Genomic DNA, 21,098 nt, shown 5'->3' on the forward strand with positions numbered 1-21,098 from the left:
AGAAACACTTCATTTGAAGTGCGATTAGTTATTATACATGAAGTTTAAAAAAGTCCAAACAAATTGCCAATTTTTTAAAACTGTTTTGTTCTGGTTATTGAAACTAAAGGCGTCTCAATTTGAAAACTCTCGAGAAGTTTATCGATTCTCAACGCTCCAGCCTGCGAAGAACGCAGCGTACAAGTGAGATTCTGCCCCTCAATGGTTGGCATCTCAACAAGGTAATCATCGACATTTAGAACCTTTAATTTCTTTTTTCTAACAACCTCAATCGTTTCAGGAACGTCAAAATCGGGAATTTCCCCGTCATAAACACACTCATAGACACTGTTCTCAAAAGCAATAGATGCAGCAGGAGCCTTAATGTCGATGTATTTGCAATCGATCACGCGCAAGCCTTCAGAACTCGCTTTCTGCAAGCTTTTAAGCGCATCGTTGACATTCACATAATCCTTCAAAATCACGTCTGCAATTTCGCCTGTTCCTCCAACTCCAACAGGCAAAGCGCTGCCAAACGACAGCTTCATGTGCGGAGAAAAACCTTGGCTAACCGCAAATGGCAGCTTTGACCTGCGCACAACTCGCTCAAGTGCACTAGTCACCTCAAGATGAGAAAGAAAAGCGAGGCTGCCAAGTTTCTCAAAAGTCATTCGCAAACGAAATCTTGCAACCGCCTCCATTATTTCTCCCCCTCATATGCAAACTCTCGAACACCCTCAATGTGATTTCGACAAGGCAAATTCCAACATGCAGCACATCTAGAACATTTCACTCCAACCGATGTGCAGTCAGGCGTGGTTGACTCGTTTTTCGATTTCTCAAGTTCAGAAAGGAGAAACTTTTTGTCGATTCCACAACCAATGTGATCCCAAGGTAGTGGCTTTTCCACATCAAAAGTTTTGTGAGCTTCAACTTGCAGGTCAATTCCGCAAGAATCAGCAGCGAGTCTCCAAGCATCTTCGTTAAAGAACTCACTCCATGCATCAAAACGAGCGCCGTTGAGCCATGCTTTGTAAACCACATCAGCAATTTCGCGACCTCCACGCGACATTACAGCTTCAATGAGGGAGGTTTTTGGCTCGTGATAGGAAACATTGATTGCGCGGTGCTTGAGCGATGATTTAATTAAATGAGCGCGGCGATATGCCTCGTCTGAATCAATTTGCCCGCACCACTGGAAAGGCGTGTTTGCCTTTGGAACAAAAACAGCTGCCGAGAGCGAAAGTGACAAATTGCCTTTCTGCGACTTGTCAACATTGTCTAGCATCACCTTGTAACATTTTTCCGCAAGTTCGGCAATTCCAATGACATCTTCATCAGTTTCGCCTGGCAGACCAATCATGAAATAAAGCTTGCATCGACGCCAGCCAAGATCCATCGCATGTTCAATAGAATCTAGCAATTGCTGTTCGGACACATTTTTGTTAATTATGTTTCGCATGCGCTGGGTTCCAGCTTCAGGCGCAAGCGTTAAACCCCCGCGCTTCGCACCTGCAACAAGTTCCGCCATCTCAACGCCAAAAGAGTCAACGCGCTGAGATGGAATTGAAACTCGAATTCCGCTTCCAGGCTTGGCTACCTCTTTATTTAAACGAGACAAAATTTCTTTTATTTGAGAGTGGTCTGTCGAAGAGAGAGAAGTCAAGGAAACTTCCTCATAGCCAGTCTCTTCGATGCCGCGCTTCACTGCGTTCACAATGTTTTCAACGCTGCGCTCGCGAATTGGGCGATACATCATGCCTGCTTGACAAAAACGGCATCCACGCGCGCAACCGCGAAGGATTTCAACATTCAAGCGGTCATGAACTATGTCCATGTAGGGCACAATAGCAGGCTCCCAGGCGTCGCTTTCTGCAAAGCCAGCATATACACGCTTTTCAACAAATGCAGGCGCACACGAACCGTCCTTCGGCACCACATGACCTTCTTTATCTTGCTCATATTCAGAGGGGACATATGTTCCAGAAATTTCTGCCAAACGACGAACAATTTCAGCACGCGAAACACCCTCATTTCGCAAATCTCGAATGAAACGAAGCGCTTCAGGCAGCGATTCTTCACCTTCTCCAATCAGACAAGCGTCATAAAAACTGTAAAGTGGCTCAGGGTTGTAGGTGCAAGGTCCGCCACCAATAATAATTGGGTCGTTTTCTTCGCGCTCACTAGTCAGAACAGAAATCTTGCCAAGGTCGAGAACTTCGAGAATGTTAGTGTAGGCTAACTCGTGTGGCACTGTAATTCCAACCGCATCAAAATCCTTGAGAGCTGTGTGAGTTTCCAACGAGAAAAAAGGGATGTCTCTCTCGCGCATTTTTTCAATCATGTCTACTGCTGGCAAAAAGCCACGTTCGGCAAACATTCCGTCTTCTGCATTGACAGCATTGCACAGAATGCGAAGAGCCTGGTTCGGCTGACCCAATTCATAGGTGTCGGGATAAATCATACAAAAACGAAAATTAACTTCGTCTTCGGGCTTTATTGTGACACCCCATTCGCCACCAAGATAGCGCGACGGTCGCTCAACCTCGCGAAGAAGTGGCGTAATCAATGAATCCATGCTGGATTTATAAACTCTGCTAGGCATTTTTTCCTTTTATGTTGAAAGAACAAGAAGTATGTTCCCAAAATCTTAAAATTCCACAACTGATTTTAACGGCAAAAGGAATAAAGAACAAAATCGGGTGAGAAAGAAAGAAAAGGGTCCACTCAAGTAAAATCAGCAAACGAGTTTAATTCTAATCTCTACCTAGCCCTATGCCCTGACGGTCGCGGCTATTTTAGATGCAATTGGTTTTACTGCATCGCTAGCAACCTTTGAGCCCTCTAGTGTCTTTTTCAAAAGCTCTACGACTCCATCGATGTCCCCGCCGGCCTCAAAATAGGAAACTAGGGCACGACCAATGACTTCAGTGGTTCCAAGCGCAACAACTCCAGAGATAACAAAAGCAGGAAGAGGAATGATTTTGTTAGTAATTTTGAAGACTTTTTTGCCGAAAACCGCAGCAACCAAAACGCCAGCAGCTTCTTTTAAAAGGTTTAAGTCAATTTTTTTGCCGTATACTGTGGCAATTTGTCCAAGCATACACAGCTGATTCAAAAGCATGATTGGAAAGTCAGCTTTTGAGAAAAACGGAACAATTCCAACTGCGGTGTTTTCAATTGCAGTCAAGTGAACAATTTCCATAGCAAGCGGACGTGCAACAAAGGGAAAAGCAGCTGCAAAAGCAAACTTTTTTCCAACACAAACGTTAGCAATCCATGTGCCAAGTTTCTTCTTCATAATCGCGACCGATTCTTTTTCTTCGGGATTCAAAATGCAGTAATCACCTGCTATTTCTCTTTCCGCAAGGAAACTAGAAACAGATGACGACGTGAATCCATCAAAGACAATGTAGCAAGGAACAGCCATTTCGCGAACTTTGTATAAAAGATCCACCACAGAAGAAGTGTCGCATCCAACAATCACAGCCATGTCGGCGGAACGGTCGACGTTCACATCGTTGTTGTCAAAATAGCAAATTTGCAAACGAACATTTGGAACAGATGTCATGAAAAGGTTGCGAACTACTGTCGACGCCTCGTTAGAAGCATGATTGTCAACAAACAACAAAACATTTAGAGTCATGTCCTCAAGTTTTGAGATTTTGGCGATTTCGGCACCAACATTTTTGATGTCTTCGGTCTTTGGGACATATTTTTTCACAATTGAATTGACCTGTTTTAACCTAGATTGTCTTGGCATATTTCACACCTTTCGACATAGTTGAACCGCCGCCAGCAATTGACTTGCGCCATACATTTGCGACGAGGCCACAACAAGTGAAATTCACAATCATAAACGATGAGCCGTAACTCACAAATGGCAACGGAATTCCAGTGATTGGCATGACACCACAACACATTCCGATGTTTTCCAAAATTTGGAAAAACCACATCGCACTAATTCCTAAACATATTAACATACCGAATAAATCGCCTGAATCGCGACCGATTCTCATAGTTAAATATAAAAGAGCCGCATAGAGAGCAAGAAGCACAAGTGCACCAACAAAGCCGAGTTCTTCGCACAAAACACAAAAAATAAAATCGGTTGGGGCTTCAGGCAAAAAACCAAGAGTCGACTGCGTAGCGCCGCCAAGACCCTTGCCAAAAAACCCTCCAGAACCAATAGCAATCATTGCTTGATGCAAGTTGTAGCCTTCACTAGAAGTGTCGGTGCCGCCCTGGTTTAGAAACACAAACAGACGGTTTCTCTGATAGTTTTTCAAAAGCTTGTATTCAACTGTGCCATCTGATGCTGTCGTTTTCAAAACTTCGTCAAGGGCAAGCAACGCGAGAAAGGCAACAATGATGAGCCCGACTGTCATGAGAACATAGCGAGCTCGAGCGCCACCCATTATCACAACCACTGCTGAAATGACAAGATACACAAGTCCTGTGCCGAGGTCAGGCTGAGTGAGAATGCATATGAATGGAATCGCAAGCATGCCTGCTACTTTGCAATATTCCTTGAAGTCGTCAAGCTTTCCGCCATATTTTGCCATGAGCGATGCGCCATAAAGAATGACTGTGACTTTAGCAAGCTCACCTGGCTGAAACTGCATTCCAATTTTCACCCACGAACGCGCACCCATCGCTTCAACGCCAATCACTGGCAAATGCGGCGATAAAATCATCGCTACAGTCAAAATTAACAGTGGGATGGTCATCTTCTCAAAGACTTTGTAGTCATAAAAATAGGCAGCTAAACAGCAAACAATGCCAATGCCAAGGCCCATCATCTGCCGCATGAACGAATATTCGTCATTTTCAGAAACAGCCGAATAGCAAATGAGCAAGCCATAGCTAACTAAAAGAAAAAGGACAATGAGCAAAGGCACGTTAATCGCGCTTAACCAAAACGGAAGCTTGGCACCCGGTGCAGGGATTTTGCGCACATGCTTGTGCTTTCCCCCGGTCGGGGAAAATCCGCCCACGTTATCTAATGTTGGTAGCTTAGCCAATTTAATCCTAGCTGTTCAGTCGTTCTATATCTCACTCTAAACTAATCTTCACTTGCGTACAAATTCAATGCCTGCAAAATAGGCAATGTAGCACCCACTGTAAACATCTGCATACATTCAACCCCATGCAGATGTGCCACGTGGTGTCTCTTGCTCTCTGACACACGCATCCACGCTTCAGTCTTAAGTAACTAACCACTTGTGCGCTAATTTCCGCGTGCACCCAAACTTGCACCTGGGTTTGCACCGCTGATCAATTCCTCACCAGCATAACCTGCGATTGAACCAACCTCTAAAGTCGCATCTCCTTCGCCTTTAATTGCCGCGTTCAAAACGTTGCAAACAATTGGAGCAGAATCAAGCGTTGCCGAATTACCGTGCTGCAAGACGCAAGCACAAACATATTTGGGTTCATCATAGGGTGCATATCCCACGAATAAGGTGTCTGGAATTTCATTGGCGTGTTCTGCAGTGCCAGTTTTGCCTGCAACGTCTATGCCAAGGTCGTCACAAACTCCCTTCACATTCTTGTCACTTTGCACCATGTCATGAAGCGCATCTTGCACAAAATGCAAGTTCTCCTCGTTCAAATCGGGCTGAACAAGAGTTTCAAGTTGAGTTTCAACAACAGTGTCGCCCTCTGAATTCTTGATTGCTTTCACAAGATGAGGCTTCATGGCCTTACCAGTTGCAATTGTAGAATAGGCGCAAGCCAACTGAATTGGCGTCACCAAGACGTCGCCTTGACCAATAATCATGTTAGTGTAGTCGCCAGCAACCCAGTTTCCCTGCGAAGGGACATTTCTCCAGCGCTCCTTTTTCCACTCAGGCGTTGGAATTCTGCCCCCAGCTTCATCTGACAAATCGACGCCAGTTTTTTTGCCCAAATTGAAAAGCTCATAATATTCCTGCAATGCAGTGTCAGAAACGTCATTTGAACCTGCCGACCCATGCAAAAAGAATTGCTTAGCAATTTCATAAAAAACTACGTCGCATGAAACGACGATACCGCGATGAAGATTAATGTCACCATGGCCTGTTAAAAGCCAGCATTTCTGAACATCTCCTGAGCCAAATCCGTCCCACTCTCCAGTGCAACTATATTCCGCAGCCTCTGAAGTGAGTCCATATTTCAACCCTGCCATTGCCGACATTGATTTCATTGTTGAACCAGGCGCATAGCCAGAAGAAATGGAGCGATTGAGCATTGGGCTTCGCGACTCTTCCTTCGAATAAAGGTTCCAAATTTCTTCAGGAATGCCATCGGTGAAGTGATTGGGGTCATATGTTGGGAAAGAAGACATGGCAACAATCCCACCAGTTTCTATTTCGATGCAAACCACAGCACCCGTGGACGCCTTGCCGTCGTGACATTTGTCAGCAAGCATGCTGTCGGCGATATATTGAGCATGGGCATCAAGAGTGAGCTGCAGATCACTGCCTCGAACAGCAGCGACCTCATTTTTGACCTCGACTATGTTGCCATCGGCATCAACACGAACCGTGCGCTGCCCCGCATCGCCAGAAAGCAAACTGTTGTATTGTTTTTCGATGCCGCTTTTCCCATTTGAAACATCGAGTGTCAATGAATGGTCTTCAGAAGATGCAACCTCCTCTTCAGTTGGATAGCCCGTGTAGCCGAGAACGTGCGCGGCTAAAGCGCCATATGTATATTTCCTGACAGTCCTGTTTTCCACAAAAACACCAGGTAGACGGTCTTTGTGCTCAAGCACCCATGCAATGTCGCGATCGCTTGCCTTGTCGGAAACTACGCGACGGCTCTGTGCTCCGGCAGTCGAATCGAGAATTCTTTTTCTCACAATTCCAAACGGAATTCCAAGAACAGCGCTCAAGCGACGCATAACATCGGAGTCGTCAGAAACATCTTTTTCAGCTACAACAGCTGAAACATTTTCAGAATAGGCAAGCGTTCGGTTGTTTCGGTCGCTAATTACACCGCGCGATGCTGGTGTGTTCACAACGCGATATTGGTTCTCGTTTGCAGCCCTTTCATAGGAATCTTGATTAAAAAGCTGCATTGATGCAAGTTTCCCCAAAAGAAGAGCGAAAACTCCACCTGTTACAGCCCCAAATCCAACAATTCTTTTTGAAAGTCGCTCTGTAGCAACCTTGTCTTTGTTTTCGTTTTTCAGTTCGATGTCATCGACTTTTTTCTCGGTCGAAATGACCTGCTTCGCGCCCACCTCTCTGACGTCCTTTTTGACAGAAGTCGCATTTTTCTGTCGTGAATCAATTACTTTGAGAACGCAGACTACAACTAGTGCCAGAATTACTGCAGTGATTATTGCTATTAATAAAGCCTGAAGCATTTAGATTCCTTCGGCGGCCACTCTAAAATGATGACTTCCACGCATCTCGAGAATCGTCAACGAGAATCTTCGACAAAATGAGAAGAAAAAGAACGGAAATCACCCCATCAAAAATCAAAGACCAAAGTGCTCCCGATGTAAATGCTGTAATGAGTGAAATTCCAGGAGTGGCCACACCAACAATCAGGCAATGGAGCAAATTAGCAACTGCGCACGCAACAAATGCAATAACAGATTTCTCAAGTGTGCCAGAAGAAGTGATGTTCGCCGAAACAGAAACGCAAGTCGCGTTAATGAGTAAAAAGATTAGAGTGAACGCACCAACTGGGCCGCCATGCGTTAAGTCCATGATAATTCCCAAAAGAACACAAAGAACAATCTTTGGATTCTCCCTCAAGGCCAAAGAAATTGCTACGACATATGCAAGGCAGAAGTTTAGCGTCGTTCCCCCGATGGGGAGAGAAGGCGACACTATTAGCTGAAGCAACAGGACAACCACCACACACACTATGTTTATCATGATTTTTTTGTTCATGTTAGTTTGACCCTCCACCGCTCGAAGAGTCGCCTCCTGCCGACTTAACGATTATCACTTCCTCATATGTATTTTTGTCGGCTTGTTTGATTGTCGCTTCAAGACTTCCATCTTGAGAATTGCCTGTCACCTTAGTGACAGTTCCAATAATGATTCCTTTAGTAAAACTTCCGCCAAGGCCACTTGTGATGATGATGTCGCCAACCGAAACATTTGTTCCAGCAGGAATGTTAGAAGCAACAATCAAGCCATCGAGTGAACCTTTAACCACACAGGTCGCGCGCGATGACTGAATCATCCCAGCAACGCCCGACTGAGGGTCGGTTAACAAACGAACAACAGAGGTTGTGTCGGTGACAGATGTGACCTGTCCAATCACACCAAAAGAAGCACAAACTGTGGCACCAACAAACGAGCCATCATTTGTTCCAACATCAACTGTGATTGTCTGATTCCAATTCTCTGTAGTGCGGCCAATAACATGACCACTAACTCCATCAATGCTATATTGATCCTTCAAGTTCAAAAGTTCCTGCAAACGTTGCGCTTCCTGACGATATTCTTCGCCCTTCGCGACTTGCGCTGTGAGCACAGCATTTTGCTCTTTTAAAGACGAAAGTGTGTCTTGACTTGCACTGCTGTTTTCCGCATCTCTAGAAACATCATTGCCGGTGTTTGATGCCGATTGAGAAACTACAGAAAGAGGACTTAACACCTTGGTGACGTTTTGCTGCGCCGCATGCAAAATTCCGCTGTCTCCCTCGCGAGCCCAAACCCCCATCGAAACGACGCACAGAAGAGCAATCACCGCAAAAGCGACTACATAAACTATTGGTGTCTTATTGTGAAAATTATCGTTCATGTGACACAAAACCCCAGTAAAGGGCGCACTTTTAGCGAGTGCGCATCAACGTCTGACGAAGTGCTGTTGGCGACTCTAACACTTTCAAGCAACCGTTTACAACATTCGTGAGCGCAGTGTCACTGCAGAAAACTGGAATGTCAAGCTCGGCGGCAAGGTAGTTATCTAGGCCAGTTAATAGGCCACCGCCGCCAGTTAGCAAAATCCCATTTGAAATAATGTCAGACGCAAGGTCTGGGTTTGTTGACTTAAAAGTGTCCTTGATGTGAAGCACCATTTCATCAATTTGAGGAAGAAGCGCCGCGCGTACATCTTCAGACTGAATCGTAACTTCTTTTGGTTGTTCGGTGTAGACATCCTGACCAGAAATAATCATGTCACGTTCATGACCATCAGGGAATTCCGTGACCGAACCAATCTTGATTTTAATAACCTCGGCTGTGCGCTCACCAATCTTGATCCCGAGAAGATCGCGCAAGTGCATAGCAATCGACTCATCAAGACGATTGCCCGCGAGACGCAAAGAACTTGAGCTCACGATGCCGCCGAGAGAAATAACTGCAACTTCAGTTGTGCCGCCGCCGATGTCTACAACCATCGAACCAGTCGGCTCGGTTACAGGCAAGTCGGCACCCATTGCCGCCGCCATTGGCTCTTCAATCAAGAATGCCTGGCGTGCGCCTGCCTGAATAGCCGCCTCAAAAACGGCACGCTTTTCTACAGAAGTAGCACCGCAGGGGATGCAAATGACGATTCGTGGCTTCTGCTGAAAAACGCTGCTCTTCTCAAAGGCGCGGTCGATGAATGCAGAAAGCATCGCCTCGGTGATGTCATAATCAGCTATTACTCCGTCCTTCAAAGGATGCACTGCAGTAAACGCATCAGGCGTGTGATTAATCATGTTTTTAGCCTCATGACCAACAGCCAAAACTCGCTGCGTGCTTTTTTCGATTGCGACAACGCTTGGCTCGTTAATAACGATGCCTTGTTCACCAACGGCAACAAGAGTGTTTGCCGTTCCAAGATCAATCGCCATGTCAACAGGCTGACCAAATGAAAATTTCGGTAATTTATCGATGAAGGACATTAAAAAATCCCCTTATAAATCGCTCTAAACGTGGACTTAAATTTTAGCACACCAAAAAAACACACATTTTTTGCGCGGGTCCACAGGGGGCAAAATACAACTAGTAAATTACTTCTTTCTATAATTTTAATCTGCTATCAAAATTAGAAGGAAAGCATTCTCGGTTTAATTGCAATTTAGTGAAGTCAATCTTTAAATAACAAGCAATCAGTTTGTAAATAGTAATACTAGAAATTTGGTATGAATGACTCCTTGCAAGTTTCGCCTTCCTGCCAAAAATATTCTTCAATCCCAAGGCTGTCTGCAAAATCAAGAACTTCTTCATATTCTTCATCAGTAGCAGATCTTCCCAACTCAGGATGCTTTCGCAGCACACGCGCCGACCATTCATCTCCTGAATCAGCTGCTGTTTTCAACACAGGAGTGTATTGGTTCAATATCGAAAGCGTGACTGAATCGCCGAAGTTGTTGAAAACATGCTTAATTACTTTCTTGGAATCTTCGATATGACCTGGCAAAATCAAATGGCGAATGATTACCTCGGGCTGCTTGTCGTTTGCGCCGCTAATCTCATCTGTAAAAGAAGAAGATGTGTCTCCACCTTTATCAAGCATGGCTTTAATTGCAACCGTCGCAACTTTGCAATAGTTACTAACTGCCGAGAGTTCTTTTCCAAGTTCTTCTGAAAAATATTTGAAATCAGTTAAATAGATGTCAACGAATCTGTTTAATCTGTGCACGGTTTCAACAGTCTCAAAGCCTGAAGTGTTCCAAACAATCGGAATGTCTAACTTGCCGATAATTTCCACTTCATCAGCAAGTCTGACATGATTTCTAAATTTGCTGGCAACGCCTTCACTTTCAAGTCTGACATGATTTTTAAATTCTCCACCAGAGCAAAAATGCCCTGTTCTGTCATCATTTTTACACACATTATTTGGAGATGCAGTGTAGCTTCTAGAACTGTTCTCGACCAAGCCAGGTACAGTTTCGCTTGCAAGTCTGACATGATTTTTAAAAGGTAGTCGACCGACGAGTGTCAGAGCTTGTTCAATTTGAGGAAGGTAGTGAGTTCCCGTTACAAGGTTAATATTGGTAGCTCCACGTGCTTGCAAATCAAGCATCATTTGTGCGAGTTCAACCGGGGTGACTTCATTTCCCTTGCCTTCACGCGAAATTTGTCGATTTTGACAATAAACACACTTTAGTGGACAGTGCGAAAAGAAAATTGCTCCGCTTCCATGCTCTCCCGTAATTGGAGGCTCTTCCCACATGTGCAAATCGGCAAGCGCGACTTGCGCAACCTCACCAGCCCCACAAACTCCAACTTTTCCTTGCTTGCGCTCAACCCCGCATTTTCTTGGACATAATTCACAGCCAGAAGTTGTAGCTCTAAACATTTGTTTCTCGTTACTAGACGGTGACTGCACATTAACATCAAGTTGAGCTTCCATGGCGGTTTTCGCGCACTGCAAAAAATCAACGCCCCTAGAACTCAAAGCATTGGAGGAAGACTCTGAATTGTTATTAGAAGCAAAAGGCGCACCAGAAGTTGTAGCCATAGCGCTAGCTTTTCCAATCTCGCTTGAAAGGTTTAGAGACGGATCAGCAGGTTTGTTCGTCATGTTCTTTAATTTTTTGAGGAACGTGTTTCGTGTCAGGAATTATTGCAATGTCGCCAGTTGAACAAGGGCAAGTGTCTTCGCTGCCTTTTCCCAAAGCACAAACGACACATTTACAATTCATGTCAGACTTCAACACTTCTTCCGCTTTTTTAAATGCAAAATCACAAGCATCATCACGGTTAGGAATAACACCATGCGCTGTGCTACTAGGCAAATTAGCTGCTATTTTTTGCGCGAACTCTGTTGGATCTTCAGCAAAAGGCTCATCGGAAGTCACAACCACGAAGTCGCTATTCGCGGCAGCTGCCTCTGGAAGTTCAGTCTGACGTCGCAGAGCTTTTCCGGAGCTACAACCAAAATAGGTGATAACAAATGCGCCAGGATACATCTCTTTTACAGCTTCGAAAAACTTCAGATAGGAATCTTTAGTGTGAGCATAATCAACAATTCCCACAAGCCGACCGTCTTTTGACGTGCTCACTTCCATGCGCCCTTCAACCGCCACTTCACTAATGGCTTCGATTGAAGTTTGTTCGTCAAGGCCTAACAACTTGCAAATTTTCAACGCGCAAGCAGCATTTTCTTTGTTGTAAGAACCACACATCTTTAGCTTTCCATCAAAGTCATCATCCGAGAAAGTCACAAGATTTATGTCTTCATTGCCTTGAAGCTCGCATATTCCTTCATTAACAAACCGTTCAACCTCAGGAAGAAGTGAAAGATTTTTGTTAACAATCAAATTCTTGGAAACTTCGGCAATTTTGAACTTGGATGCTACATAATCTTCGACGCTTGGATGCTCAATTGGCGCTATGTGATCAATCCCAACGTTTATCAATGCAGCGACGTCAACACTCAACCCCCAAACGCGGTCATATTTCAAACCCTGCGATGAAATTTCCATTACGCAATGTTTGAGCCCATTTTCAACCATTTCGTGCAGATAACGATAAAGATAAGGCGGCTCTGGCGTTGTGTTAGGTGGCTCAATTGTGTCTTTACCATTAAAAACATGATGAGTGCCAATGAATCCACATTGCATTCCGCAACACTTTTCAACCTCGCTTTTCACGAAAGAAGCGGTCGTAGTTTTGCCTTTTGTTCCGGTAATGCCAACGATTGTTAGCTTTTCATCGGGGCTTCCCCATGCAACTTTTGAGGCTAGCGCCTGTGCGCGCCGAATGTCAGAAACAACTACACACGGCACTGAAGATGGAATGTCGAGTCCCATTCCCGACGCACAAACAACAGCAACGGCACCCTTTTCGATTGCTGATGCCAAGAACTCAGGTTTGAAGTTCTTACCTTTACAAATAAAAATGTTTCCAGGCTCAACTGCTCTAGAATCACAACAAGCACCACACACATCCACATCATTTGAGTTCAAGACGTCAAATTCTAGACAAGCGTTTGCCATTGCATGTGTTATTTGAGAAAATTTGCAGCTCACGATGAGCACCTGACTTTACAAAGGATGAACTTTAGAAAAAGGCATCCAGGATTTGTCTTTTCTGATGACCTTTCCATCTCTCATTCCTTCGGTTAGCTTTGGGAAACCAGACTTGACTTCGTGTGACACAAACAAACGAATCGTTTCTTTGCAGAGCGTCAAAAAAGTTCCAAATGCGAAAACAACAGGATTGTAGTCACCATGCTCCATTAAATAATGAGCCATGTGACCGCGGTTTCTCATGATGTGGTAGCGGCTCATGTTGCTTGTGCTGTTGAGTTTGCGAACGCTTCCCAGTTTGACATTTTTCAAAGGACGTGTTCTTCGCATAATAACTTCGTTAACTACGAGCATTTTCGTGGCTTTAGAAGCAAGATAACCATAGACTGTATCATCCCAATAAATGAAAAAACGCGCATCAGGCAGCCCAATCGCCTTTACCACATCGCGGTGAAACATGCTCCCCTCAAAACACATCGTGTTCATCTCACGAGAGCGCTCTTCATCACCGAATGCGCTTGGCGCAAAAGGATTCGGAATTCCCAACTTGTTCCAAAAATGATATTGCCAATAGAACAGCGAACCATCCCAGTTATATTTTCTGCATTGAAAAACAGTTGCAGTCTCACTCAGAGTTTTTCCTGCATGAAGCTGTTTTTCAGCCTCTCGCGCCCACACTTCGAGTCGCTCAAGCGCATTAGGTTCAACGGAAACATCGTCGTCCATGACCCAAATCCACTCATGTCCAGCATGATAGGCCTCTTCAACTCCCCTTGAAAAACCACCAGCGCCACCTGTGTTTTCCTCCATGCCAATGTAGTGTTCGACATTAAATTCATCTGCAAGCGCTTTTGTAGCAGGAGAATTTTCGTTATCAATCATAAAAATCGCACTTGGCTGCACAGTCATGCTACGAATAGACTCAAGCAGAACACGAAGCAAGTCGCGTCGATTGTATGTTGTTATTGCTATTGCAACATCGGGAGCTGAATTGCCACTAACTTCAGAGCCGGCTTCCCCTCTATGTGCATTATTTTCAGAAATTTGTTCCATTAAATACCTATTTACAAAACATGTCAGACTTAAATTTTAACAATAGTTTTCGCTGGGCAACAAAAAAGAAAAGCCCCAGAAAAACTGGAGCTTTAGTTTGAATGAACGTTTAGAGTCTAATCAATCAAGTGGCTGCTACAACTAAATTGAGAATCTAATCCTAGTTAGCTTTCTCAGGATAGTGTTGAACGACTTGCGAATCTAGCCTCTGCGACGAAGGAATTCTGGAATGTAGTCGTCGTCTTGCTGAGGGTTAGAAGCGCTTCCAAAGTTAACACGTGCAGGTGCAGGAGTTGCAGGAGCAGGTGCTGCAGGTTTAGCCTCGGTTGATTGGAAGAGCCCAGAAGCACCGCCTCCAAAGTCGGCCTTAGTCTGACGAGGTGAGTTCTTGAATCCAGTAGCAATGACTGTGACTCGAACTTTGTCGCCAAGAGACTCATCGACAATTTGTCCATAAATGATGTTTGCGTTCTCGTCGGCGCATGACTCAATTGTGCGAGCGGCGTCAGCAACTTCCGAAAGGGTGAGATCCATGCCACCAGCAATTGAGAACAAAACTCTAGTAGCGCCATCAATTGACGTCTCAAGCAAGTTAGAATTCGTGGCTTCCTGAGCAGCATCGAGCGCACGCGATTCGCCTTGACCAAAGCCAATGCCCATCATCGCAGTGCCAGCGTCCTTCATGACTGTGCGGATGTCAGCAAAGTCGAGGTTGATGAGACCAGGAATTGTGATGAGGTCGGTGACACCCTGAATGCCTTGACGAAGAGTGTCGTCAGCCAAGCGGAACGCATCAAGCATCGATGTCTTTTTATCTACAATTTCAAGAAGGCGATCGTTAGGAATAACAATCATTGTGTCAACGCGAGAGCCGAGAAGTTCAACGCCTTGTTCTGCTTGATTTCTGCGAAGACGTCCTTCAAATGAGAAAGGTTTTGTTACAACGCCCACCGTGAGCGCACCAATTTCGTCGCGAGCAATTTCAGCAACTATTGGGGCTGCGCCAGTGCCAGTTCCGCCACCTTCACCGCAGGTAACGAACACCATGTCGGCTTCAGCGAGAACCTCACGTAGAGCATCTCTGCTTTCCTCGGCTGCCTGGCAACCAATCTCAGGGTTTGCACCTGCTCCAAGTCCGCGTGTGATTTCCTCGCCGATGTGAACTGTTTTGTCAGCATTGCTCATCATGAGCGCTTGATTATCGGTGTTAACTGCTATGAATTCAACGCCCTTTATTCCAGCTTCCACCATGCGGTTAATAGCGTTTGTGCCGCCACCGCCAACTCCGACAACTTTAATGTTAGCTGCTCGGTCCAAATTTGAATTCGCCATCTTTCCTCCATGGGTTCAATCGGTGCATTTTAGCTGCGTTTAAAAGGCAGGGTATTCCCTACACACTGGTTTATTATAAACTTTTTTAATAAATCCCTGAATAACATAAAGTTCAAGGAAAACTAGCCAAACAATTGACTAATTAAGAAGCTCCGAAAGTTGGCAAAATAATTAACCATCAAATTGTTCCCAAACTCATTAAAGAACTTATTCGCAAATCCATCGGAATTAAGAAAATGTTTTAAAGGACTTAAAAAAGAGGTCTCTCTAAGAAATTTTGCTTCTAGAGCAGAAAAAAGCGCATGCGCAAAATTAATGCATGCACATGCGCAAACATAAACTAAAAAACTTCTTTGATGCTAGTCTTCGAGCTCCTCTGGGGAGTCAACGATTTCCACATTGTGTTCTTTTTCAGAAATGTCGCTGACAGGTCGTTCAAGACCTTCAATCTTGATGCCTTTCTTTTCAGCATAATCCCAAAGTGCCGCATGAATGCCCTCTTCGGCCAAAAGCGAGCAGTGAACTTTCACTGGTGGCAGACCATCAAGCGCCTCCATAACAGCCTTGTTTGTGACCTCTAAAGCTTCTTGCACTGTTTTTCCCTTAATGAGAGTTGTTGCCATCGAGCTTGTTGCAATTGCAGCACCGCAGCCAAAAGTCTTAAATTTCGCATCTCGAATGACACCATCATCATCGATGTCGAGATAAATTCTCATAATGTCACCGCAAACGGCATTGCCGACTGTGCCACAACCGCTACAGTTTGGGATTTCACCAACGTTTCTCGGGTGGGTAAAATGGTCCATTACCTTGTCAGAATAATCCATTGCCATTATTATCAACTCCTAATTACAGTTAGGCACACCAGCGGCTTTGTAGCCGTCGATAATGCTCTCATATTTACCATTTTTGAAATCTTCATACAAAGGGCTCATCATGCGCAAGTTGCTAATGACCTGAGCGAGTGTGTCGCACGCAAAGTCAATGTCCTCTTTTGTTGTGTCTCGATCGAGCGTCATGCGCATTGAACCGTGCGCAATTTCATGAGGAAGTCCAATTGCCAACAAAACGTGAGATGGATCAAGTGAACCAGAGGTGCATGCGCTGCCAGATGAAACGCAAATTCCATTGCCTGCCATTTGCAAAAGCATGCCTTCACCCTCGATAAACTCAAACGAAATGTTTACGTTGTTTACCATGCGAGGCTCCCATGCGCCATTAAGTTTGCAATGAGGAATTTCGCTCAAAATGCGTTTAATAGCAAAATCGCGAAGCTCCTTTTCCCGAGCCATGTCTTCATCAAGAGTAGCGCGCATGAGCTCACAAGCCTTACCAAAGCCAACAATTCCCGGCACGTTTTCGGTAGTGGCACGTTTGCCACGCTCCTGCGCGCCGCCATCTAAATAGTTTTGAACTTTAGCACCCTTGCGAATGTAGAGTGCGCCAACTCCTTTTGGTCCATGGAATTTGTGTCCACTGATGTTTAACAAATCGACTCCCAAGTCTTGAACATCGACTGACATGTGGGCAAAAGCTTGAACCGCATCGGTGTGAAACATCGCTCCGCCTTGAGGAGACGTGCCTGCGCCGTGTTCATGAGCAGCTTTCGCAAGCTCTTTAATTGGCATAATCGTGCCAATCTCGTTGTTTGAAAGCATAATGCTCACAAGAATAGTGTCGTCTCGAAGTGCTTTTTTCAAATCCTCGACTGACACAAGACCACCTTCGTCAACGGGAAGGTAGGTGACCTCAAAACCTTCTTTTTCAAGAGCTTGACAAGAATGCAAGACTGCATGATGTTCAACAGCACTAGTAATAATGTGCTTACCCTTGTTAGCATGTGCATGCGCAGTTCCTTTAATCGCCCAGTTGTCGCCTTCTGAACCGCCGCAAGTGAAAAAAAGCTCTTTTGGCGAGCAGTTTAGAGCGCAAGCCAACTTGCCCCTGGCGTCGCGAACTGCATCAGATGCTCTTTGTCCAAGCGAATAAATCGAAGAAGGGTTGCCATATTCTTCCGTGAAGTAGGGAAGCATTTCATCGACTACTTCTTGACGCACGCGAGTAGTGGCCGCGTTGTCCAAATAAATTGTCTTCATTTTTACTCCCAGAACTAAATCTGCGTACTTTTAACACTAAAGAATATACACCCCACCAGCTATTAGTCAAGACAATTAAAAATATTTTTAATATTTACGCCGAACGGTGTGTTTTGAATGGTAGATAGGTTGAAATTCTTAAAGATTAAAACCAGTGCAAGCAAACAAAACAGCACTTGCGAAAAATCATTCTGAATTACCTAGAGCACCCCCTCCCCACAAATCTCGCTTTTATGTGGCTAGTCTAATCGTGGAAAGAACGATAAACGAAGCACCTCTCGCAAAGGTCGCTTTTGAGCTTCTAAATATTGAAGCCTGCGAGATAAATTCTTAGGAACTTAATCAGTGCTTCCACGTTCGCACTTTGTCGAAGTCGCATAAGATGTGTAGTTTGGGCGCTCAAGCGCAACTATGAACTAAATTGGATGCGACTATGCTTTATTTTCTCGTTAACGTAATAAAAAATGGAAAGTTAAGTAAATGTTGCGTTGAATGCAAATTTTCGCATCCAAACTAAAACGAAAAGCTTTTACATTTGACAGAGACAAAAAGGCGCAGCGGTTGCAGCGCCTTTTTTAATTACAAGTTAAAGCTCGTGCCCTCCAAGGCTAACTTGAATTTCTCTAACAATCTATCTTGAATAGATATTTAGAACCCTAAAGCGACGTAGCCTATTCGACAGCAGTTGCGCCGAGGAACACAAGGCCAGTTGTGCCAATTGGTCCAAAGTTCTCGAGTTTGTTTGAATCGTAGGCTGTGCCTGTCTCGCGATGGAACAATGGGTAAATTGGGCAATTCTCAGCAATGAGGTCGAAGCACTCATTCCAAGTTGACTGCTGCTTAGAAGAGTCAGATTCTTGACGTGCAGACTGGAGCTTGTCTTGGAGTGTCTTCCACTCATCGGTGCCAGCCCAGCATGAGCGGCCTTTTGTCCAAACATTGTCGCCATACCACCAGTTCATGAGGAGGTCTGGATCGTTGCCGAAGCATGATGGGTCACCAGGAGTGAGCATTACATCATATGGAAGAGTGTCATCAGATGGAGCAAGTTTTGCCCAGTCAATCTTTGTCTCATTGATTGTTACATCGATTCCAACAGCGGCGAGGTTTTCTTTAATTTGAGCAGCGAGGTTCTTTACCCAGTTGTTGTTAACCATGAGCTCGCAAGTGATTGACTCTTGTCCTGCTTCTTTAAGAAGTGACTTTGCCTTTTCTGGGTCATATGAGAAGACAGTTGATGCCTTGTGATAGTTTGCATATGTCTCAGGAAGGAACGAAGTTGCAGCCTTTGCGTGTCCTGCCATCTGGTTAGAAATCAGCTTGTCAACGTCAATTGCGTAGAAGAATGCCTGGCGAACTTTTTTGTCGTCGAATGGAGCCTTCTTTGTGTTGAACATGAGGAAAGGCAGTGCAAATCCAGGAACATATTCAACCGTCATGCCAGCACCTGTGATTTGGTCGGCATTTGCGTCAGGAACGTTCTCGATTGCCATTGCAGAACCGCTCGTTACAGCTGTTGTTCTTGATGTGTTGTCGAGAAGAATGTTCCACTCCATGCGCTCATTGTTAGCTGGTTTTGAGCCATTGTAATTTGGGTTAGGAACAAAGGCGATTGTGCCACCGTCGTCGCCATTGATTGTTTCGTACATCCATGGACCAGTGCCGATTGGCATTGTCTTCAAATCATCAACACTCTGTGCTTTAGGGAAAATCTTAACAAGTGCAAGACGTCCTTTGAGAAGTGTTTCGAAAGCAAACTTCAATTTGAAGTCGACAGTTTCGTCATCTTTTGCAGTGACAGAGTCGATGAATGACAAGAATGCGCCATAGGTGTCATCTTTAATGTTGAGTTCGAATGCATTTACAACATCTTCTGCAGTGACTGCGGTGCCATCGCTGAACTTTGCGTCTTTGCGAAGTTTGACTGTGTATTCAGTGTCAGAAACTTTTTGTGGGTCGCCGTCTGCAAGTCCGTTGTATGTCTTGTAGTTTGTCAAATCGAGGTCATAAAGGCCTTCAAAAACATGCCATGTTGCTGCCAACATCAATGCTGAGCTGTTTCCGATTGGGTTGCAGTTTGTTGATGTGTAGGCTGGAGCAGCTGTGATTGTTTTAGCTTTTTGCTTGTCAGAAGAACCGGAGCTGCTGCTAGAGCCGCTTGATCCGCATCCTGAAAGACCGAGTGCAGCAATGCCTGCTGTTGCTGCTGTACCAGCTAAAAAGGTACGACGAGAAAACTGTAGTTGATTCATGAGCACTACCTCTCCTTTTCTAATGTGCACGACCGTGCACTCCCCTTTTATGGCTCGCGTCCATAATGTAAATATTTTACATTGAGTGTATAAAGATAGTGTTAAGAACGCACCTAAAATGAGTAAAAGTACCTCTTAAAAACATAAACAAAAAACTCTCTCACTAACCGCTCAATGCAATAAACACCAGACAAAATCAGCTGACAACTTGATCCACAAGCGCCAATAGACGACATTCGCCAATGAAGCAGAAGTCAATCTGAGGGTAAAGATTCGCGAAAACGCGAGATAAAACCATTGAGTTTTTGCGAACTGAAAAAAGAAGTAGAAATTTAACTGAGAATTCAGATTTGCTTTAAACGGAGATGACGCTAAGTAACGTTGCGAATTCCCAATGGAGCGAAAAGCAATCTGAGCGGGCAGATTTTCACGAAAACGTGAGGAGCTGTGCTAGTGCACTGCCCGAGCGTTTGCAGGGCTAAGATGCCGTTCAGATTGGTTTGCAACGTCAGGATTCCCGTTTTTCGGTAGAAAAACGAAAAGATAGATGGTGCCCCCAACGGGAATCGAACCCGTGTCTCAGCCTTGAAAGGGCCGCGTCCTAACCTCTAGACTATGGGGACAAGAAACGACTTAATATTATACACGTGTGTTTGGTTTTTTTGTTACGATTTTTTTTCGTCTTTGAAACCCTTCATAATCCCAGGCAGTGCGAGGCGCTCCGGGGACAAAATTTTTAGAGAGAAGCGCAAAGGAGAGCTCTTCAGCCTTGCGAATTGCACCAACTGTCACCGGCATTACAAGTGAGGTGATTGCTTTAATTCGTTTTGAAAAACTTCCTCGCGTAAAATGAGCGCCGCGAAGTCGTTGGGCAGTAATCACGGTTTTGACTTCTGAATTTATAACAGGGACGAAACGCAAAGCGAGTGCCAAGACAAATGAAAGTTCCGACACAGGAACTCCGATTTTTTGAAGAGGCGAAAACAGCTTGCCAAGCCCCTCAGTCAATTGCATTTGAGAAGTGCAAGCTAAAAGAAAAGCGCCTGCAAGAAGTGTCATGCAAAGCCTAACAGCATAAAGGCAGGAACGATAGACACCAACACTATATATACAAAGACTTCCTAAAGCAAAAACCACCTCGCCCTCATGGATGACAAATGCGTTAAAAAATGAAATTATGGCAAAACCAATGAGCACAGGCAAAATTGAACGCACTAGAGAAAAAAAGTTGATTTTAGCCATGGCGCAGCAGGCGACCAGAAACACTGCAATTCCACAAAGAACCCAAATGTTAAAAAACGAAAACACACAAATTACAAAAACAACAAATGCCAAGATTTTGGCGCGCGCATCGCACTTGTGCAATATGCTGTTTCGACGGACATATTGCCCAGCTTTTATTTTTTTTCCTGATCCCATAAATGCTATCAACTATTTTTTCTTATTTTTGTTTAACCAAAGTTCATTTATTAA

Annotated in this window: 16 protein-coding genes and 1 tRNA gene; all 17 read right to left on the minus strand. The window is 44.6% G+C overall.

Features of this window, described 5'->3' with window-relative positions; all coding sequences use genetic code 11:
• Window positions 1-74: 74 nt before the first annotated feature.
• Complete coding sequence (locus tag FXZ76_RS00595; protein ID WP_079535206.1) at window positions 75-680, minus strand: TIGR03936 family radical SAM-associated protein; 606 nt, start codon at window positions 678-680, stop codon at window positions 75-77.
• A complete protein-coding gene (locus tag FXZ76_RS00600) occupies window positions 680-2,584 on the minus strand; it encodes a TIGR03960 family B12-binding radical SAM protein (protein WP_079535207.1) in 1,905 nt (634 codons plus the stop codon). Before FXZ76_RS00600 ends, FXZ76_RS00595 begins: the two co-directional genes overlap by 1 nt.
• A gap of 168 nt (window positions 2,585-2,752) precedes the next feature.
• Window positions 2,753-3,742: a YcjF family protein gene (locus tag FXZ76_RS00605; protein ID WP_079535208.1), complete on the minus strand. Its 990-nt coding sequence runs from the start codon at window positions 3,740-3,742 to the stop codon at window positions 2,753-2,755.
• The gene (rodA, locus tag FXZ76_RS00610; protein WP_231961711.1) at window positions 3,726-5,003 is read right to left on the minus strand and encodes a rod shape-determining protein RodA; all 1,278 of its coding nucleotides are present in this window, start codon (window positions 5,001-5,003) and stop codon (window positions 3,726-3,728) included. The genes FXZ76_RS00605 and rodA overlap by 17 nt, the downstream gene beginning before the upstream one ends.
• A gap of 206 nt (window positions 5,004-5,209) precedes the next feature.
• Window positions 5,210-7,333: a penicillin-binding protein 2 gene (gene mrdA, locus FXZ76_RS00615; protein ID WP_079535209.1), complete on the minus strand. Its 2,124-nt coding sequence runs from the start codon at window positions 7,331-7,333 to the stop codon at window positions 5,210-5,212.
• A 22-nt stretch (window positions 7,334-7,355) separates the two neighbouring features.
• Window positions 7,356-7,868, minus strand: coding sequence for a rod shape-determining protein MreD (mreD, locus tag FXZ76_RS00620; protein ID WP_079535210.1), 513 nt, complete (start codon window positions 7,866-7,868; stop codon window positions 7,356-7,358).
• Between the two features lies 1 nt (window position 7,869).
• Complete coding sequence (gene mreC / locus FXZ76_RS00625) at window positions 7,870-8,730, minus strand: rod shape-determining protein MreC (protein ID WP_079535211.1); 861 nt, start codon at window positions 8,728-8,730, stop codon at window positions 7,870-7,872.
• Window positions 8,731-8,761: 31 nt separating this feature from the next.
• Window positions 8,762-9,817 carry a rod shape-determining protein gene (mreB, locus tag FXZ76_RS00630; RefSeq protein ID WP_079535212.1) on the minus strand — a complete coding sequence of 352 codons (1,056 nt, stop codon included), beginning with the start codon at window positions 9,815-9,817 and terminating at the stop codon, window positions 8,762-8,764.
• Between the two features lie 227 nt (window positions 9,818-10,044).
• Window positions 10,045-11,442 (minus strand): radical SAM protein, encoded by a 1,398-nt coding sequence (locus tag FXZ76_RS00635; protein ID WP_147571471.1) that lies wholly within the window; start codon window positions 11,440-11,442, stop codon window positions 10,045-10,047.
• Window positions 11,423-12,859 (minus strand): Mur ligase family protein, encoded by a 1,437-nt coding sequence (locus FXZ76_RS00640; protein ID WP_147571473.1) that lies wholly within the window; start codon window positions 12,857-12,859, stop codon window positions 11,423-11,425. The genes FXZ76_RS00635 and FXZ76_RS00640 overlap by 20 nt, the downstream gene beginning before the upstream one ends.
• A 48-nt stretch (window positions 12,860-12,907) precedes the next feature.
• The gene (locus tag FXZ76_RS00645; RefSeq protein WP_079535214.1) at window positions 12,908-13,945 is read right to left on the minus strand and encodes a glycosyltransferase; all 1,038 of its coding nucleotides are present in this window, start codon (window positions 13,943-13,945) and stop codon (window positions 12,908-12,910) included.
• A 201-nt stretch (window positions 13,946-14,146) separates the two neighbouring features.
• On the minus strand, window positions 14,147-15,277 hold the full coding sequence (gene ftsZ, locus FXZ76_RS00650; RefSeq protein WP_079535215.1) for a cell division protein FtsZ: 1,131 nt from the start codon (window positions 15,275-15,277) through the stop codon (window positions 14,147-14,149).
• A gap of 359 nt (window positions 15,278-15,636) precedes the next feature.
• Entirely contained in the window at window positions 15,637-16,110 is a 474-nt protein-coding gene (gene nifU, locus FXZ76_RS00655; protein WP_331712575.1) for a Fe-S cluster assembly scaffold protein NifU, read from the minus strand.
• Between the two features lie 12 nt (window positions 16,111-16,122).
• Window positions 16,123-17,373: a cysteine desulfurase NifS gene (gene nifS, locus FXZ76_RS00660; RefSeq protein ID WP_079535216.1), complete on the minus strand. Its 1,251-nt coding sequence runs from the start codon at window positions 17,371-17,373 to the stop codon at window positions 16,123-16,125.
• Between the two features lie 671 nt (window positions 17,374-18,044).
• Window positions 18,045-19,625, minus strand: a complete 1,581-nt coding sequence (locus FXZ76_RS00665) for an ABC transporter substrate-binding protein (RefSeq protein WP_079536823.1) — start codon at window positions 19,623-19,625, stop codon at window positions 18,045-18,047.
• A 548-nt stretch (window positions 19,626-20,173) separates the two neighbouring features.
• Window positions 20,174-20,248 (minus strand) — tRNA-Glu (locus FXZ76_RS00670).
• A gap of 16 nt (window positions 20,249-20,264) precedes the next feature.
• On the minus strand, window positions 20,265-21,044 hold the full coding sequence (locus FXZ76_RS00675; RefSeq protein ID WP_079535217.1) for an energy-coupling factor transporter transmembrane component T family protein: 780 nt from the start codon (window positions 21,042-21,044) through the stop codon (window positions 20,265-20,267).
• Window positions 21,045-21,098: the final 54 nt, after the last annotated feature.

This window comes from Phoenicibacter congonensis (assembly GCF_902386915.1).
GTDB lineage: Bacteria > Actinomycetota > Coriobacteriia > Coriobacteriales > Eggerthellaceae > Phoenicibacter > Phoenicibacter congonensis.

Coding starts and splice junctions, on each gene's coding strand:
- FXZ76_RS00595 (WP_079535206.1), bottom strand. CDS start 680: ATGGAGGCGGTTGCAAGATTTCGTTTGCGAATGACTTTTGAGAAACTT.
- FXZ76_RS00600 (WP_079535207.1), bottom strand. CDS start 2,584: ATGCCTAGCAGAGTTTATAAATCCAGCATGGATTCATTGATTACGCCA.
- FXZ76_RS00605 (WP_079535208.1), bottom strand. CDS start 3,742: ATGCCAAGACAATCTAGGTTAAAACAGGTCAATTCAATTGTGAAAAAA.
- mrdA (WP_079535209.1), bottom strand. CDS start 7,333: ATGCTTCAGGCTTTATTAATAGCAATAATCACTGCAGTAATTCTGGCA.
- mreD (WP_079535210.1), bottom strand. CDS start 7,868: ATGAACAAAAAAATCATGATAAACATAGTGTGTGTGGTGGTTGTCCTG.
- mreC (WP_079535211.1), bottom strand. CDS start 8,730: ATGAACGATAATTTTCACAATAAGACACCAATAGTTTATGTAGTCGCT.
- mreB (WP_079535212.1), bottom strand. CDS start 9,817: ATGTCCTTCATCGATAAATTACCGAAATTTTCATTTGGTCAGCCTGTT.
- FXZ76_RS00635 (WP_147571471.1), bottom strand. CDS start 11,442: ATGACGAACAAACCTGCTGATCCGTCTCTAAACCTTTCAAGCGAGATT.
- FXZ76_RS00640 (WP_147571473.1), bottom strand. CDS start 12,859: ATGGCAAACGCTTGTCTAGAATTTGACGTCTTGAACTCAAATGATGTG.
- FXZ76_RS00645 (WP_079535214.1), bottom strand. CDS start 13,945: ATGGAACAAATTTCTGAAAATAATGCACATAGAGGGGAAGCCGGCTCT.
- ftsZ (WP_079535215.1), bottom strand. CDS start 15,277: ATGGCGAATTCAAATTTGGACCGAGCAGCTAACATTAAAGTTGTCGGA.
- nifU (WP_331712575.1), bottom strand. CDS start 16,110: ATGGCAATGGATTATTCTGACAAGGTAATGGACCATTTTACCCACCCG.
- nifS (WP_079535216.1), bottom strand. CDS start 17,373: ATGAAGACAATTTATTTGGACAACGCGGCCACTACTCGCGTGCGTCAA.
- FXZ76_RS00665 (WP_079536823.1), bottom strand. CDS start 19,625: ATGAATCAACTACAGTTTTCTCGTCGTACCTTTTTAGCTGGTACAGCA.
- FXZ76_RS00675 (WP_079535217.1), bottom strand. CDS start 21,044: ATGGGATCAGGAAAAAAAATAAAAGCTGGGCAATATGTCCGTCGAAAC.